This is a genomic window from Flavobacterium sp. AC105 (assembly GCF_979258495.1).
The window spans coordinates 4,989,202-5,006,876 of record NZ_OZ409860.1; the positions used below are offsets into that span (position 1 = coordinate 4,989,202).

Below are 17,675 nucleotides of genomic sequence, written 5' to 3' on the forward strand. Positions count from 1 at the left end.
TTATGATATATATTCTAAAGTTCGTTCGAGTGCCATTCCTCTGGAACCTTTTATTAAAATGGTATTATCATTAAACTGAATGGTTTTGAGATAATTCGAAAAAGATTCAAAGGTTTCAAAAAACGTAATATTTTCACTTGAAATTTTATTATCAAAAAATGTTTTTCCAATCAAATAGCAAACAGATTTATTTTGATTGATTAAAGAATCAACAATGATTTTATGCTCTTGCTGGCTTTCATTTCCTAACTCAAACATATCTCCCAAAATCATTACTTTATTTTTATTTTCTAATTGCAAAAAATTAGCAATCGCCACTGCCATACTACTCGGATTAGCATTATAAGCATCCAAAATAATTTGGTTTGATCCTTTTTTTAATAATTGAGATCTGTTATTCTCCGGAATATAATTCTCAATTGCCTGTTTTATTTCATCATCCTCTACTTTAAAGTATTTTCCAATAGCAACTGCTGCATTAATATTATTGGCGTTATAAAGACCTATTAAATGCGATTCTACCGTAAAATCTTCATACGCTATTACAACAAAAGGATTTGCTGTAATATTTTTTATTTTAAGATCTGCTTTATCATTATTTAATCCAAAAGTAATTGATTTTATCGCATTGGATTTTTCTACCTGAATAGGATCTTCAAGATTTACAAATACGGTTTTATCGTTTTTGGCAAGATATTGATACATTTCGCTTTTGCCTTGTATTACGCCTTCAACGCCGCCAAAACCTTCTAAATGTGCTTTTCCAAAATTGGTAATATAACCATAATCAGGTTGGGCAATTTCACATAAAAACTCAATTTCTTTTTTATGATTTGCACCCATTTCGACAATTCCTATTTCTGTTTCTTTATTAAAAGACAATAAAGTCAAAGGAACACCAATGTGATTATTTAAATTTCCAACAGTGGCTTTTGTTTTGTATTTTTTAGACAAAACTACATTGATAAGCTCTTTTGTTGTTGTTTTTCCGTTACTTCCTGTTAGTGCGACAATAGGTAATTTCAAATAAGAACGATGAAATTTAGCCAGTTCCTGCAACGTTTCTAAACTATTTTGAACAAGAATTGTTCTTTCATCTATAAAATAAGAGGCATTGTCTATAATAACAAACAACGCTCCTAGTTCTAGTGCAGCTGCAGCAAAAGTATTTGCATCAAAATTTTCGCCTTTTATAGCAAAAAACATAGAATCCTTTTCAATTTTCCTTGTATCAATTGAAACTGATTTACATTGTAAAAACAGGTTATGAATGTCTTGAATATTCATGTATAAGATTTTTATTGATGATAAAAATAGAAAAAAAACAATAAAAAAATTCCAAATCCCATACTGAAATAATCAGCTTTGGAATTTGGAATTTTTTTATTGGAATTTCTGAAACCTAGTTTCTAGGCGATTTTCTTCTTTCAGATTTTGCACCTACTCTTGACATTGCACATCTAAATCCGATGTAATCAGTTGCCATATCCTGTGGGAAATATCTTCTTTGAGCCGGATCTAACCAGTAAGCTCTGTCTCTCCAGGAACCACCTTTGTATACTCTTACGTTATCATCAATTAACGTTGTACGTTTGCTTGAGTTATCGTATTTTCTAACCATTTGGCCTAAACTGTCTGTTGTAACATTATGTTTAGGAGAGTTATACATAGCCTGATCAGCCTTTGCTCCTGATTCAGAATCTCCAAAGTCAAAATATTTAGATGATTGTTTATCACCATCTCTATAATTTATATTATCACTTTTATCGAAGTTTGTTCTCAAATAAGTTTCATTTTCATCAACTGGAACCTGAGCAATTTCTCCTGGTAAGTTTGTAGCAACTTTTTTACCGTTGCTTAAAGTTTTATATTGAATATTATCTTTAGTGATAATTTCAACTTTACCATCTTTACCAATTTTGTTTTTAGCATATTGATTTCCTCTAAAATAGTTAAAATCATTTGCTTCATTATCAATAATAGGTCTGTAAACATCGGCAACCCATTCGGCTACGTTTCCAGCCATATCGTATAATCCAAAATCATTGGCAGCATAGCTTTTTACAGCATTTGTAATATCTGCACCATCATCAGACCAACCTGCAATTCCACCGTAATCACCGTTTCCTTGTTTAAAGTTAGCCAATTGATCTCCTTTGTTTTTACGTTTTGATGAACGGGTATAATCACCAGACCAAGGATATTTCTTTTGTCCTTTGTAGATATTATATTCTCTTTGTCCAACATCTGCAGCAGCTGCATATTCCCATTCTGCTTCAGTAGGAAGTCTGTATTCAGGTAAGATTACCCCGGAAGAACGTTGTGCGTACACATTTTGCGCTTCAGGAACCACACCATCTTTACCAGCTTTTGGCTTTCTTCCGTTTGGATTTTTCTTTAGAACAATCTCTTCGCTTCCACCACGTGAAGTACTAGGAGACATTAAATAAGCTTCAGTATTAAAGGCATTATCACCAGTAACATCGGTGGTTTTAGCACCTTTTTGAAGATATCCGTTTTTTTCTAAAACTGCTTCGTTCACACGATCCGTTCTCCATTTACTAAATTCAACTGCCTGAATCCAGTTTACACCAACTACAGGATAGTTAGCATATGAAGGGTGTCTTAAGTAATTATTGGTCATCGTTTCGTTATATCCTAAACGATTTCTCCATACTAATGTATCCGGAGATGCTCCTTCGTAAATATTCTTGTAATTTTCTTCTGTTGGAGGAAAAACTTTTTTCAGCCACTCCAGGTATTCTAAATACATACCGTTTGTAACTTCGGTTTCATCCATATAGAATGATTGAACGTGCTGTTGAGTGGGTGTGTTATTCCAATCGTGCATAACATCATCCTGTACTTTACCCATAGTAAACGTACCTCCTTCAACAAAAACTAAACCAGGACCAGCCTGTTGTTTTTTCCCTGCATTTCTAGCAGCAGTTCCATTCTGACTATCTACATCCCAACCTGTTGCTCTGGAAGCGTGGCTTGAACTCGATTTTTTGCTACAACTAGCCGTGCCTAACATCAATACCATTGACATCATTAATTGCAAGGCTACAATTTTGTTTACTTTCATACTCATTCTTAGGTGATAAATTTAGGTGCTGCAATATAATAATTAACATTTAATTAGCAACATCTGTTCTAATAATTTTATTTAGCTGTTTTTTTACCAGAAAATAACCTATAGTTACGAACGCAAAAATATACTTTTTATTATTTACTATAACATGAAATACTATATTTTTACTTACTAAAATATTTTTAAATTAATTACCTTATCCACACCAATGAAACAAGCCCTAATCTTATATATTTTTTTGGTTCCAATTATCTCTTTTTCCCAGATAAATGGGAACTTCACAATAGATTGGCAAAACAAAAAAGAGATGAGTTACGGTGATTTTAAAACCACCATTCCTTACTTTACAGGAAACGGTTTCAGGTATGACATTACAAAAAAAACCATAACACTCATGCTCAATTTGAATCAATCTGGCTATTCAGCAGGTAATTCTATTCAAATTACAAATGTTATATACGAATCAATTTCAACTTCGGATTTAGGCGATTTATCTCTCAATAGCATTCCTGAAAGACCAAATGAAACACTTAAAATCAGCAATGCAAGAGATCAAAAGCAAGTTTTTCTAATTTTATCTCCTATAATAAAGGACGGAAATGGCTATAAAAAAATTAGATCTTTTTCTTATTCCACAAACAATTCAACATCAAAAAGCGCTAATGCATCTTCTTTTCAAAAATCGGCCGCTGTTTACAATTCCGTTTTAGCTTCTGGAGACTGGTATCGCTTTTACATCGAAAAATCAGGCGTTTATAAAATTTCAAAGTCCTTTTTGCAAAGTTTAGGATTTGATCCGGGTAAAGTAGATCCAAGAAGAATTAAAATTTACGGAAACGGAGGAAGAATGCTTCCTTTAGCCAATAACATTTATTATCCCGAAGATTTAATAGAAAATACGATTCAAATTACTGGAGAAAGCGATGGCGTTTTCAATAATGAAGATTATATTCTTTTTTATGCTGAGGGAGTTGATAACTGGAACGCTGAAAGTCAAACCAATATAAATTTATACGACACAAAATCTTATTATTATGTAACAGTTGCAGGCAGTGAAGGAAAACGAATTTCAACCCTGAATCAACCAATAGGCAGCAGTACACTTGACCTAAACACGTTTGATGACTATCAATATCATGAAATCGACCAGACAAACATTGTTCATTTAGGACGTCAATGGGTTGGAGAATCGTTTGATATTAATCAGGAACAGGAATTCGATTTTAATTTTCCTAATCTTGAGACTTCAATTCCTGTAAAAATTCAGATTAATGCAGTTGCGGCAGCCTACACTCCTACTTCATTTGCGGTTTCTGCGAACGGACAAAGTATCGGAACTTTTAATTTTAAAGCTTTGTCTACAAGTTCTGATATAAAATACGACACATTGCTTTCACCCTATAAAAGTACATTTACTGGTGCTGATAATGTAAAAATCAAACTCAGCTATAACAATAATGGCGTTCCGGGATCAAAAGGATATCTGGATTACATTAATATAATTGCCAAAAGAAAACTTCTTGGAACAGGAAAACAATTTAAATTTCAATACGATTTGGCAGGTTCAACTGCCGGAATTGTAAATTATACTATCGGAAACGCTCAGGGAATTCCTCAAATTTGGGATGTTACTGACTTATATAATGTATCAAAAATTGAAAATCCAAATCAGGCTTCATTTAGTTTTAAAGCTAATTTGGGAGAAATCAGAAAATATATTGCAATTGATGCCTCAGATTATTTTACTCCTTTAAAAGAAAGCCAGTCCAAAATTGCAAATCAAAACTTAAAAGGAACGCTTTTAAAAAATACCCAAAATGTTTTTCAGGATATCGATTATGTAATTGTTGCTCCAAAATTTTTAGTTTCTCAAGCCGAAAAATTAGCCAGCTTTCACAGAACATATTCTAATTTAAATGTAAAAGTAATTGCTCTCGAAAACATCTATCAGGAATTTTCTTCGGGCAAACAAGATATTGCAGCTATTCGAAACTGTATTAAATATATTTACGAAAATGCTTCTTCTTCGGATAAAAAAATAAAATATTTAAATTTATTTGGAGATACTTCATTTGATTATAAGGACAGAATTGCAAACAACAATAATATTGTACCTATATATCAATCGCCAATTAGCAATACTACCGGAGAAGCTTCGTTTGCTTCTGATGATTTTTTTGGTCTAATGGATGCTGATGAAGGAATTGTTCAATCGCCTTTTGGAGGAATTGATATTACTGTTGGCCGAATGTTAGTTTCTGATAATGCACAAGCTCAGGAAATGGTAAATAAGGTTTTGGAGTATCATGATACCAAATCTTATGGCAATTGGAGGAATAATATAGTCCTGGTAAGTGACGACTCTGACGACAGTTCTGACGCAACTATACAAGCCCATCAAAATAACCTCGCAGACGTTATTGCGACTGAAAAACCTTTCTTAAATGTCGGCAAAATTATTATGGATTCTTATACGCAGGAAGCTTCTGCCGGAGGATCAAGATATCCAAAAGCAAGAACCGACTTTTTTGATGCTTTCGAAAAAGGCGCATTAGTATTTAATTATCTGGGGCACGGTGGCGAAGATGGCTTGGCAAGTGAACGAATTTGGGAAAAAGCCGACAGTCAAAACCTAAACAATCAATATAAATATCCATTATTTATTACAATCACTTGCGAATTTTCACGATTTGATGACCCTACACGACCAACAGCAGGAGAATATACATATTGGAACCCAAAAGGAGGCGCCATTTCTATGTTGACCACAATTCGTGCTATCGGGCAATTTAATGGTGAAAATTTCAATGACAGTCTAAGTAAAAATTTATTTTCATACGGTTCAAATCAATATACAAGTATTGCTGAAGCCCTAAGAATATCGAAGAATGAAAACCCAAGTTCGTCCAGTAATGTGATTTTTTATATTGGAGATCCGGCTTTGATGTTAGCGATTCCAAAACCAAGAATTAATTTAACAAAAGTAAATGATATTGTGATTTCTCAGCCAATTCCCGACCTTAAATCACTGGCAAAAATTAAAATTTCGGGAGAAATTACAGATGAAAACAACATTCTTTTAAGCAATTATAATGGCGAATTATCGACTGCGATTTTTGATAAATTAATAACAACTTCAACTTTAAACAATGACGGATTTAGTCCTCCAATATCTTTCAAAAAGCTCGGAGAGACCATTTTTAGAGGGAATGCTTCTGTAAAAAATGGCCAATTTGAATTTAGTTTTGTTGTTCCGAGAGATATCAGAATTCCCGTTGACAATGGCAGAATTAGTTTTTATTCGAAGAAAAACGAACAATTAGAAAATCAAACCGGTTATAATAGTGTAATAAAAATAGGAGGAATAAATGAAAATGCACCTCAGGACAATATAAATCCAAAAGTGAAGTTATATATGAACGACGAAACTTTTGTGTCTGGTGGAATCACCAATGAATCGCCGTTTTTACTGGCATTTCTTGAAGATGAGAATGGGATTAATACAGCAAGCGGAATCGGACATGATATTGTAGCAATTTTAGACGGAGACGTTAGTAATCCTTATATTCTGAACGATTATTATCAGACAAAATTAGACGATTATACTAATGGAAATTTACGTTTTCCGTTAAGAAATTTAGCTCCGGGAATACACACTATAAGTTTTACGGCCTGGGATGTTTACAACAATCCTGTAACAAGCGAAATACAATTTACAGTTGTTGGAGACGATTCCCTGACATTAACACACGTTCTTAATTATCCAAATCCGTTTTCAACCTACACCCAATTTTGGTTTTCGCATAACAGACCTTACGAACCCTTAGAAGTTCAGGTTCAGGTCATGACGATAACAGGAAAAGTTGTGTGGACAAAAAATCAAATTATTACAACAGAAGGATTCTTATCGAGAGATATAACATGGGATGGGAGAGATGATTTTGGGGATAGAATCGGGAAAGGAGTTTATATTTATAAACTTACGGTTAAATCTAATTTAACAAATAAAAAAGCAGAAAAATACGAAAAACTTGTCATTCTATAATATTATATATATTTGCATAACAAACACATTAGTCCCATAAATGAAAAAAATATCACTCTTATTAATTTGTTTCTTAATTATCTCCTACGCAAAAGCCCAGGATCTTGAACGACCTATCACAACCGGTGTTCCATTTTTATTAGTCGCAGCAGATGCCAGAGCAGCTGGTCTTGGAGATCAGGGTGTAGCTACGTCATCTGACGTTTTCTCACAGCAATGGAATCCTGCTAAATATGCTTTTTCAGTTGATAAACAAGGATTTTCTATCAGTTACACGCCGTACTTAACGGATTTAGCCAATGACATTTCTCTTGGTCAGGTAACGTATTACAACAAAATTAATGAGCGAAGTGCCTTTGCAGGTAGTTTTCGTTATTTTGGTTTTGGAGATATTGAGTTAAGAAGAACAGGTGATCCATCTGAAATTCCGAATATTGTATCGCCTAATGAATTTGCCTTAGACGGATCTTACTCATTAAAATTGAGTGAAACATTCTCGATGGCAATTGGAGCACGCTTTATCAATTCAAATCTAAAAATAGCCTCAGAAGATGTTGATGCATCAGCCGCAAGTTCATTTGCAGTAGATGTTGCAGGATTTTATCAATCTGAAGAAATTGCCTATACCAATTTTAACGGAAGATGGAGAGGTGGTTTTAACCTTCAAAATCTGGGTCCGAAAATTAGTTATGATAATGATGATTTAAGTTCAAACTTTTTGCCTGCCAATTTAAGAGTTGGTGGTGGTTTTGATTTTATACTGGATGATTACAATAAAGTTGGTGTAAGCGTTGAATTCACAAAACTTTTAGTTCCAACTCCTCCGGGACCAGGAACTCCTATAGATTTAAACGGAGACGGAGACTATGATGATCCGGGAGAAATTTCTCAGGAACAAGCAAACGATATCAATTATAAAAACTATAATGATATTGGCTGGGTTTCGGGAATTTTTAAATCATTTGGAGATGCTCCGGGCGGTTTTAGCGAAGAATTAAAAGAAGTTACTTATAGTCTTGCAGGAGAATATACGTATCAGGATGCTTTTTCGATGCGAGCAGGATATTACCACCAAAGTCCTGAAAAAGGAGGCGTTCAGTTCTTCTCTTTAGGAGCCGGTTTCAAGTATAATGTAGTAAAAGTTGATGTTTCATACTTATTTTCTGCATCAAAAGTTAAAAATCCGTTAGAAAACACACTTCGTTTTTCTTTAACGTTTAACTTTGGAGACAAATACGAAGTTTATTAAAACGAAAAATATATAAAATAATAACAATCCAAATTTCTTCATTTAAGGAATTTGGATTTTTTTTCCCATAAAAAGAATGAAAGAAATAAATGTTACATCATCATTTTTAGTTTATGATTCATTAACAGAATTACCAAATGACGTTCAAAACTTAATGAACGAAGCTATTGAAATTCGCAAAAAAGCATACGCTCCATATTCAAAATTTAGAGTTGGCGCCGCTTTACTTTTAGATAACGGAAAAACAATTTTAGGATCAAATCAGGAAAATGCCGCTTATCCGTCAGGATTGTGCGCAGAACGCGTAGCCATTTTTCATGCAGGAAGCGTTTATCCTGAAGCCAAAATTTTAAAAATAGCAATTACGGCTGCATCAGATACCAATCAGACAAAAGCTCCAATCCCGCCTTGTGGTTCTTGCCGACAATCAATTGCAGAATACGAAATCAAACAAGATACCCCTATAGAAATCTATTTTATGGGAGAAATTGGTGAAGTTTACAAATCATCATCCCTAAAAAACCTGCTTCCTTTTATGTTTGATAAAAAGTTCTTGTAAAAAAAAGCCAAAAAGTACCTTTTAAATTTTACTTCTTAATAGGAATGTCTTATTTTTGCATCCCGACCTTTCGGGCGCAAATTTGTGGGAGGAAACTATTTTGCGTTATAGGCAACAATTGATAACACAAACAAACTTTAGCAAAAGAAAGAATTCAGATGAAAGAAGTTACAAAAGAAGTATATTTAAAGTGGTACGAAGACATGCTACTTTGGAGAAAGTTTGAAGACAAACTTGCAGCATTATACATTCAACAAAAAGTTAGAGGTTTTCTACACTTATATAATGGTCAGGAAGCTGTATTAGCGGGCGCTTTGCACGCTATGGATTTGACCAAAGACAAAATGATTACTGCTTACAGAAACCACGTTCAGCCAATTGGTATGGGAGTTGATCCTAGACGCGTAATGGCTGAGCTTTTAGGAAAAGCTACAGGAACTTCTAAAGGTATGGGAGGTTCTATGCATATTTTCTCTAAAGAACACCGTTTTTACGGAGGTCACGGAATCGTAGGCGGACAAATTCCAGTAGGAGCTGGTTTAGCTTTTGCTGATAAATATTTTGAAACTGGCGGTGTTACCATGACTTATTTTGGTGATGGAGCTGCAAGACAAGGTTCATTACACGAAGCTTTCAACATGGCTATGTTATGGAAATTACCAGTTGTATTTATCGTTGAAAACAACGGTTATGCAATGGGAACTTCTGTAGAAAGAACTGCAAACCACACTGATATCTGGAAACTTGGTTTAGGATATGAAATGCCTTGCGGACCTGTTGACGGAATGAATCCTGTAAAAGTTGCTGAAGCAATGACAGAAGCTATTGACAGAGCGCGTCGTGGCGACGGACCAACTTTTCTTGAAATGAAAACGTACCGTTACAGAGGACACTCAATGTCTGATGCACAATTATACCGTTCTAAAGAAGAGGTGGAAGAATACAAAAAAATTGACCCGATTACTCAGGTTTTGGATGTAATTATGGATCAAAAGTATGCTACAGAAGAAGAAATTGAAGCAATTGACCAAAGAGTTAAAGACTTGGTGGAAGAATGTGTGAAATTCGCCGAAGAATCTCCATATCCTGAATTGCAGCAATTATACGATGTAGTATACGCACAAGAAGACTATCCATTTACACCTCATAAACTATAATATATTATGGCGATAAAAGTAACAATGCCTCGTTTGAGCGATACTATGACGGAAGGAACGGTAGCGACTTGGTTAAAAAAAGTAGGCGACAAAATTAGCGAAGGAGATATTCTTGCTGAAATTGAAACAGATAAAGCAACAATGGAATTTGAGTCTTTCAACGAAGGAACTCTTTTACATATTGGAATTCAGGCTGGAGAAACTGCTCCGGTTGATTCATTATTAGCCATCATTGGTAACGAAGGAGAAGACATTTCTGCTCTTTTAGCCGGTGGCGATGCTCCTGCTGCTAGTTCCGAAGCTTCGGAACCAAAAGCTGACGCCGCTCCTGCTGCTGCAGAAACAAAAACAGAAACTCCTGCCCCTGCTGCAAAAGCTGCAACTGAATTACCAAAAGGTGTTGTAGTTGTAACTATGCCGCGTTTGAGCGATACAATGACTGAAGGAACAGTAGCAACCTGGTTGAAAAAAGTAGGTGATGCTGTTGCAGAAGGTGATATTCTTGCTGAAATTGAAACTGACAAAGCTACAATGGAGTTTGAGTCTTTCAATGAAGGAACATTATTATACATCGGAATTCAGGAAGGAAATACAGCTCCTGTTGATAGTTTATTAGCTATTATTGGACCAGCTGGAACTGACATTTCTGGAATTGCAGATAATTATACTGCAGGAGGAACTGCAACTGCTCCCGAAGCTTCGGGACCAGCAACTGAAGAAAAAGCGGCTCCTGCTGCTGAAAAAGCAACAGAAGCAACTGCTGATACTTCATCAAACGGAGGAAGAATTTTAGCTTCACCATTAGCTAAGAAAATTGCTTCTGATAAAGGAATCCAATTAACCCAGGTTAAAGGTTCAGGAGAAAACGGACGAATCGTAAAAAGCGATATCGAAAACTTTACTCCAGCTGCACAAGCGCAACAGCCTGCTGCAACTACAACGGCTGCCGCACCAAAAGCTGAAACTGCTGCTCCTGCTGCACCAAAAGTATTTGTTCCTGCGGGAGAAGTTTTCACAGAAGAGATCAAAAATTCTCAAATGCGTAAAATTATCGCTAAACGTTTGGCAGAATCTTTATTTACAGCGCCTCACTACAACTTAGTGATCGAAGTAAGCATGGACGACGCAATGGCATCGAGAGCAACAATCAATACGGTTCCTGATACAAAAGTATCTTTTAACGATATGGTAATTAAAGCTTGTGCTTTAGCCTTGAAAAAACATCCAAAAATTAACTCTCAGTGGAAAGAAGATGCTATCATCATCAACCACCACGTTAATATTGGTGTTGCCGTAGCTGTTGAAGACGGATTAGTAGTTCCTGTATTGAAATTTACAGATGCTATGAGTTTATCTCAAATTGGTGCTTCGGTAAGAGATCTTGCCGGAAGAGCTAAAAACAAAAAATTAGGACCACAGGAAATGGAAGGAAGTACTTTTACAGTATCTAACCTTGGAATGTTTGGTATTACTGAATTTAATTCAATTATCAACCAGCCAAATTCTGCTATACTTTCTGTAGGTGCAATTGTTGAGAAACCAGTAGTTAAAAACGGTCAGATTGTAGTTGGAAATACAATGATGTTATCATTAGCGTGTGACCACAGAACAATTGACGGTGCAACCGGAGCTCAATTTTTACAAACATTAAAACAATACATCGAAAGCCCGGTTACAATGTTGGCATAATTTCCATCTCAGCCTGAGAGAAATCGAAGGCAAACTGAAAAATCGAAGGTTAATTTTATATTTAAATCCCGTTTTGTTTATTCAAAACGGGATTTTTTGTTTAATTTTCATCCTCAAATTCAATACTTCGTAAAAATGAAAAAAGTCTATCTCTTGGTTTTATTTTTGACCGCATTAGCGTGTCAGAAAAAAGACAACGCTGAAAAAACAACAACGGTTAAAGACGAACATTCTTTCTCTAAACCAGATCTTGCTGTTGCAAAACATTTAGATCTTGATATTAAAGTCGATTTTGACACTCAGACTATTTCAGGAAAAGCTTCCTGGTTAATTGACAACATCAGCAAAGGAAATGAAATTATCTTCGACGAAAATACGCTAAACATTACTAAAGTAACTTTAGGTGACGACGAAAAAGAAACCAAATTTGAACTTGGCGCTGCAGTTGAATTTCACGGAAAACCACTTAAAATCACCATTGAACCAAACACAACAAAAGTTAATATTTATTACAGCACAACAAAAGATGCTATCGCGATACAATGGTTAACACCGGAACAAACTGCAGATAAAAAGAAACCATTCCTATTTTCTCAGGGCGAAAGTATCTGGTCACGTACCTGGATTCCGTGTCAGGATTCTCCGGGAATTCGTTTTACTTATAATGCAAAAGTTACAGTTCCTAAAGATTTATTAGCCGTAATGAGCGCTGTAAATCCGCAGAAGAAAAATGATACCGGAGTTTATACTTTTAAACAAGACAAAGCAATTCCGTCTTATTTAATGGCAATTGCTGTTGGAGATATTGAATTTCAGGCAATTGACAATAGAACCGGAGTTTATGCAGAACCATCTTTAATTAAAAAAGCTGCTTGGGAATTTGCTGAACTAGGAAAAATGGTTGGCGCTGCCGAAAAACTTTACGGTCCATATCGTTGGGGACGTTATGATGTTTTGGTTTTACCGCCAAGTTTCCCTTATGGCGGAATGGAAAATCCAAACTTGACCTTTTTAACACCCGGAGTTATTGCAGGAGACCGTTCTTTAACGAGTTTATTGGCGCATGAATTAGGCCATAGCTGGAGTGGAAATTTAGTTACAAACGCAACTTGGGATGATATTTGGCTAAACGAAGGTTTTACCACTTATGTGGAACATAGAATTGGGGAAGAAATTTTCGGTAAAAAAGAAGCCGAAATGCAAGATGTTTTAACTCGTAAAGACTTAGACGATAATATAGCTGAATTTGGCGCAACAAGTCCTGATACACGTTTAAAAGTAAGCTTAACAAATAGAAATCCGGATGACGGAATTAGTGAAATTCCATATGTGAAGGGATATAATTTCTTAAAGGTAATTGAGCAAGCTGTTGGTCGTGAAAAATTTGATCCGTTTATTAAAAATTATTTTGATGCACATGCTTTTCAATCGATCACGACAGAGGATTTTGTAAAATATCTAAATGATAATCTTATTAAAGGTGATAAAGTTCTTGAAGAAAAAATAAAATTAAATGATTGGATTTACAAACCTGGAATTCCGTCAAATATTACAGCTGTTTCGTCTGAAGATTTTGCTGCTATAGATAATATTCAGAAAGAGTGGAGAAAAACAGGCATTAAAGGATTAAGCGAAAAGATAAAATCGACTACAGAAAAACAACATTTTATCGATTATCTTCCGGCAGATCTTTCTACCGAAGAAATGGCTGCAATTGACAATGAATTCAGTTTTACTAAAAACGGAAACTTTGTTATTAAACGTCAATGGTTTGTTCAGGCAATAATTCACCAATACAAACCTGCTTATCCTGCAATCGAACAATTTATGATTGCAACCAGCAGAACAGGATCTTTGATGACACTTTATAAAGAACTGGTTAAGACTCCTGAAGGAAAGGCTTGGGCAAAACAAATTTTTGAAAAAGCAAAATCAGGATATCATGCTACAACTGAACAAGCGGTTGAAGGTTTATTGAAATAATTTTCAGTTTTCAGTCACGGTTTTCATTCTCAGTGAAAAGAGACAATAAACAGTTTGCTTTTTTACAGTTACATCCCCGATTATCAGATAGATAATTCGGGGGTTTTTTTATCCGTAGGGATTACATGTTGGTAGAAAAAATAACATTCATTTTGATCATTTGTTCCGTTAGGGACTACATATTATAGCATATTGGTGTAGTCCCTAACGGGACAAATGACTATAATACTTGATAATTTCTACCAACATGTAATCCCTACGGGATAAATCACAATCTGAGTACTCTTTACTCAAAAAAAAACACTCAGGGAAAATTGTCCATCACATAGCGTTAATCCTCCATGTTCTAAAATCTGTAATCGTCGCACCTTTGTAATGTCAAAAGACAACAATTAATAAGTAACATCAAAAATTAAATAAAATGACACGATTAACAGCATTAAACCCGGAAGAAGTAACAGGAAAAACTAAAGATTTATTCAACGCTGTACAAGCTAAATTAGGTGTTGTTCCGAACATGATGAGAACAATGGGAAATTCTCCGGCAGTATTAGAAGGTTATTTAAATTTAAGCGGAGCGCTTAGCCACGGAAAATTAAGCGCAAAAACCGGTGAATTATTAGCATTGATAATTTCAGAAAGCAATTCATGTGAGTATTGTGTTGCCGCTCATACATTTATTGGAGAAAAATTATTAAAAGCTGATGCTCAAGTTTTACACGACGCAAGAACAGGAAATTCTGTAGATGCTAAAACTGATGCTATATTAAAATTTGCTAAAACATTAGTGAGTAAAAATGGTTTAGTAAACAACGAAGATGTAAATGCTGTTAAAAATGCTGGAGCTTCTGAAGCTGAAATTGCAGAAATTGTAGCACACGTAGCATTGAATGTTCTAACAAACTATTTCAATAATACGGCCAATACAGAAATTGATTTTCCAGCAGTTCCAAGCTTGGAGCTACAAAACTAATTCAACAAAAAATAAAGTATAAAGATAGTTGTGAATTTATTCATGACTATCTTTATATTTCCAAAAACCAGCAAATATGAGCAATCACAATGTTTTTACTTTAATTAATCCGCAGAATGGGAATCTGGCTTTTAAACTCCTTCCGTTTGATGACAACAGCCATTTTGATCATTTACAGCGTAATAATTATTTCTCTTTAATTTGGGTTACCAAAGGAAAAGGCAAAGTAAAAGCCGATTTTGCTGAGCATCAATTTAAAGAAAACTCACTCCTCGCCTTTTCACCGTATCAGCCTTTTATGCTTTGCGTAAATGAACCAATTGAAGGAATTGCGATTCATTTTCATCCTGATTTTTACTGCATTCATTACCACCAAAAGGAAGTTTCATGTAATGGTGTTTTATTCAATAATGTGTATCAGCCGCCATTTACTATAATTCCCGAAGAGGCTGCGATAATTTTCAAAATGGTTTTAGATCAAATGAAAACGGAGATTCAAAACGCAGAATTGGCGCAATATGACTTATTGATTTCTTATTTAAAGATATTTTTGATTACAGCTTCGAGATTAAAAAATCAACAGCTAGAAGAAATGAAATCGATTCCGGATTCTAAAGAACCTTTTATTCTTCAAACTTTAAAAGATGCTATCGAAGATAATTTCAAAACCAAACATTCTGCAGGAAATTATGCAGAAATGCTGAACATTTCGGCGAAAGCCTTAGCTAAATTATCCAAGAATTATTTCAATAAAACCTTAACGGATTTAATTGCCGAAAGAATTATAATTGAAGCCAAAAGAGAATTATACATGACCAATAAAACGGTAAAAGAAATCGCTTATGAATTGGGCTATGACGACGAACATTATTTTAGCCGATTTTTTAAAACAAATGCTGATGTTTCGCCGCAATTGTATCGTGAAACGGTAGGTTTTGGAAGAATGAAGCCTTAATTTTTATTTTTAGCCTCAATCCATTTTGCCATGTATTTGGTGCTTTTTAAGGTGTGATGCTGCAATAAACTTCCCATGAAATTATGCAAACGATGGCTTTCGGAATCACTTAAAAGTGAATTAATTTTTGCAACCAAAGCTGTCGAATATTTGCTTAACTGATAACATTCGTTGACAATTGCAACTCCTTTTTTTTGAGATTGTTTCCACAAATTTTCATCCTGATATAAGTCAACTGCTTTTTTTGCAAAGGTTTCAATATCATCGGTAATAAAACCATTCCAAGGCAAATTTGCATGCATTGCTTCAGAACCAATTGTTGAAGTCATACTTGGCGTTCCGCATTGCATGGCTTCTAATAATTTGCCTTTTAAACCTGCTCCAAAACGAATTGGTGCCAAAACAACACGAGAATTCTTCACCACTTCATTCGCATCTGCAGCTCTTCCCATAATAAAAAAACCATTTTTAGGCTGATGCAGCTGCAATACTTTTTGCGACGGATAAGCGCCGTAAACTTCTAAAACAGCTTCTGGAAATTGCTTTTTTATTAACGGCCAAATCGTTTCTTTTAAATATTGAACGGTATTCCAATTGGGTTCATGGAGAAAATTTCCGATGAACACAAAATTTTTCCTTTCTTCAAACAAAGGCAATTTCAACAAATCCAAATCAGACATTTCATAAACCAGAAATGGCAAATAATACAATAAACTGGAATCGATTTTAAATATTTCTTTTAAAAGATTCATTTCAAATTCGGAAATAATAAACGACAAATCACATCTTAAAATGCTTGCAATTTCACGTTTTGCCACTTCTTCAGACAATAAATCATGAAGTTCAAAGTTTCTGTTTTCCCTGAATGCTTTTTGCCTTGCCGTTCTTAAACAATGCAAATCTTCAGTATCTAATAAACGGATCGCTTTTGGGCAATTTTCGGCTACGCGCCATCCAAATTGTTCTTCGATCATGAAACGGTCAAACAAAACTACATCCGGATTAAGCTCCATTATAAAATCATCAAACCTGGAATTATTCAGTTCAATTGATTTTTTTGTAACTCCAAACTGGGATAAATCAACCATAAAATCACTGTCTAAAGCCGGGCTTGCAAATGTAATTTCAAATTCATTTTGTTTAAAAATAGAAATCAATTGCATCATTCTGCCACCCGCCGCAGACGAATTTGGTTCAGGCCAGACAAAACCAATAATTAAAAGTTTTTTAGTTTGATTCATCGCTAATTCTTTGAACATACAAAATAATGGTTTTTTAAGCGTATTTCCTGACTTTCGGTCATAAAAAACACTAATTTTGCACATCACAGTTTTCTGATAAATTATGTTAGGATTAAAATTAGCCACAGACCCTCGTTGGGTAAATATCGTTGAGTCAAATATCGAAGAAATCTTGACAGATCACGCTTGGTGCGAGCAAAAAGCAGCTTCAAACGCCATCAGTTTAGTTACTTACAATTCTGAATTAGAAGAGTTAGTAACTGAAATGCTTGTAATTGCGAGAGAAGAATTAGAGCATTTGCAAATGGTACATGATATTATCAAAAAAAGAGGTTTGACATTGGGCCGTGAACGAAAAGATCATTATGTAAATGAACTTTTTAAATTTATGAAAAAAGACGGAAGCCGTAAAGACGCTCTTTGCGATCGATTATTATTCTCAGCCATGATTGAAGCCCGAAGCTGCGAGCGTTTTAAAGTGCTCTCGGAAAATATAAAAGACGAAGAATTAGCCAAATTTTATCGTGATCTAATGATTTCTGAAGCGGGACATTACACGACTTTTTTAGGATTTGCCAGAAAATATACAGACAATATAGACATCGACAAACGTTGGAAAGAATGGATCGAATACGAAGGTTCTATTATTACCAATTACGGAAAAAAAGAAACAGTTCACGGATAAATATTTTATCCGTTTTTTTATCTATTATAATACCACTTATTCACC

Annotated in this window: 12 protein-coding genes; 9 read left to right on the forward strand and 3 right to left on the reverse strand. The window is 34.7% G+C overall.

The annotated features are described in order from the left end of the window. Both ACZ0AH_RS20600 and gldJ read right to left on the reverse strand, forming a co-directional pair. The gene (locus ACZ0AH_RS20600; protein ID WP_463477631.1) at positions 1–1,287 is read right to left on the reverse strand and encodes a UDP-N-acetylmuramoyl-tripeptide--D-alanyl-D-alanine ligase; all 1,287 of its coding nucleotides are present in this window, start codon (positions 1,285–1,287) and stop codon (positions 1–3) included. 115 nt (positions 1,288–1,402) lie between these two features. Beyond that, positions 1,403–3,088, reverse strand: a complete 1,686-nt coding sequence (gene gldJ, locus ACZ0AH_RS20605) for a gliding motility lipoprotein GldJ (RefSeq protein WP_463477632.1) — start codon at positions 3,086–3,088, stop codon at positions 1,403–1,405. Positions 3,089–3,302: 214 nt separating this feature from the next. On the opposite strand from gldJ, the gene porU reads away from it, so the two are divergent. The 8 genes from porU to ACZ0AH_RS20645 all read left to right on the forward strand — a co-directional run bounded on the left by porU (position 3,303) and on the right by ACZ0AH_RS20645 (position 15,704). After that, positions 3,303–7,139 (forward strand): type IX secretion system sortase PorU, encoded by a 3,837-nt coding sequence (gene porU, locus ACZ0AH_RS20610; RefSeq protein WP_463477633.1) that lies wholly within the window; start codon positions 3,303–3,305, stop codon positions 7,137–7,139. A 40-nt stretch (positions 7,140–7,179) separates the two neighbouring features. Continuing rightward, on the forward strand, positions 7,180–8,388 hold the full coding sequence (gene porV, locus ACZ0AH_RS20615) for a type IX secretion system outer membrane channel protein PorV (RefSeq protein ID WP_463477634.1): 1,209 nt from the start codon (positions 7,180–7,182) through the stop codon (positions 8,386–8,388). Positions 8,389–8,464: 76 nt separating this feature from the next. Then, positions 8,465–8,947: a cytidine deaminase gene (cdd, locus tag ACZ0AH_RS20620; protein ID WP_463477635.1), complete on the forward strand. Its 483-nt coding sequence runs from the start codon at positions 8,465–8,467 to the stop codon at positions 8,945–8,947. A 158-nt stretch (positions 8,948–9,105) separates the two neighbouring features. After that, a complete protein-coding gene (gene pdhA / locus ACZ0AH_RS20625) occupies positions 9,106–10,104 on the forward strand; it encodes a pyruvate dehydrogenase (acetyl-transferring) E1 component subunit alpha (RefSeq protein ID WP_026983801.1) in 999 nt (332 codons plus the stop codon). A gap of 6 nt (positions 10,105–10,110) precedes the next feature. Then, positions 10,111–11,793, forward strand: coding sequence for a dihydrolipoamide acetyltransferase family protein (locus tag ACZ0AH_RS20630; RefSeq protein WP_463477636.1), 1,683 nt, complete (start codon positions 10,111–10,113; stop codon positions 11,791–11,793). 135 nt (positions 11,794–11,928) lie between these two features. Continuing rightward, positions 11,929–13,776, forward strand: coding sequence for a hydrolase/aminopeptidase (locus tag ACZ0AH_RS20635; RefSeq protein ID WP_463477637.1), 1,848 nt, complete (start codon positions 11,929–11,931; stop codon positions 13,774–13,776). 421 nt (positions 13,777–14,197) lie between these two features. Further along, a complete protein-coding gene (locus ACZ0AH_RS20640; protein ID WP_463477638.1) occupies positions 14,198–14,749 on the forward strand; it encodes a carboxymuconolactone decarboxylase family protein in 552 nt (183 codons plus the stop codon). 76 nt (positions 14,750–14,825) lie between these two features. Next, positions 14,826–15,704: a helix-turn-helix domain-containing protein gene (locus tag ACZ0AH_RS20645; protein WP_463477639.1), complete on the forward strand. Its 879-nt coding sequence runs from the start codon at positions 14,826–14,828 to the stop codon at positions 15,702–15,704. Here ACZ0AH_RS20645 and ACZ0AH_RS20650 read toward each other — a convergent pair. Beyond that, a complete protein-coding gene (locus tag ACZ0AH_RS20650) occupies positions 15,701–16,945 on the reverse strand; it encodes a glycosyltransferase (protein ID WP_463478124.1) in 1,245 nt (414 codons plus the stop codon). The genes ACZ0AH_RS20645 and ACZ0AH_RS20650 overlap by 4 nt on opposite strands. A gap of 103 nt (positions 16,946–17,048) precedes the next feature. Between ACZ0AH_RS20650 and ACZ0AH_RS20655 the strand changes: the two genes are divergently transcribed. Next, positions 17,049–17,630 carry a MiaE family protein gene (locus ACZ0AH_RS20655; RefSeq protein WP_065448101.1) on the forward strand — a complete coding sequence of 194 codons (582 nt, stop codon included), beginning with the start codon at positions 17,049–17,051 and terminating at the stop codon, positions 17,628–17,630. The last annotated feature ends 45 nt before the right edge of the window (positions 17,631–17,675 follow it).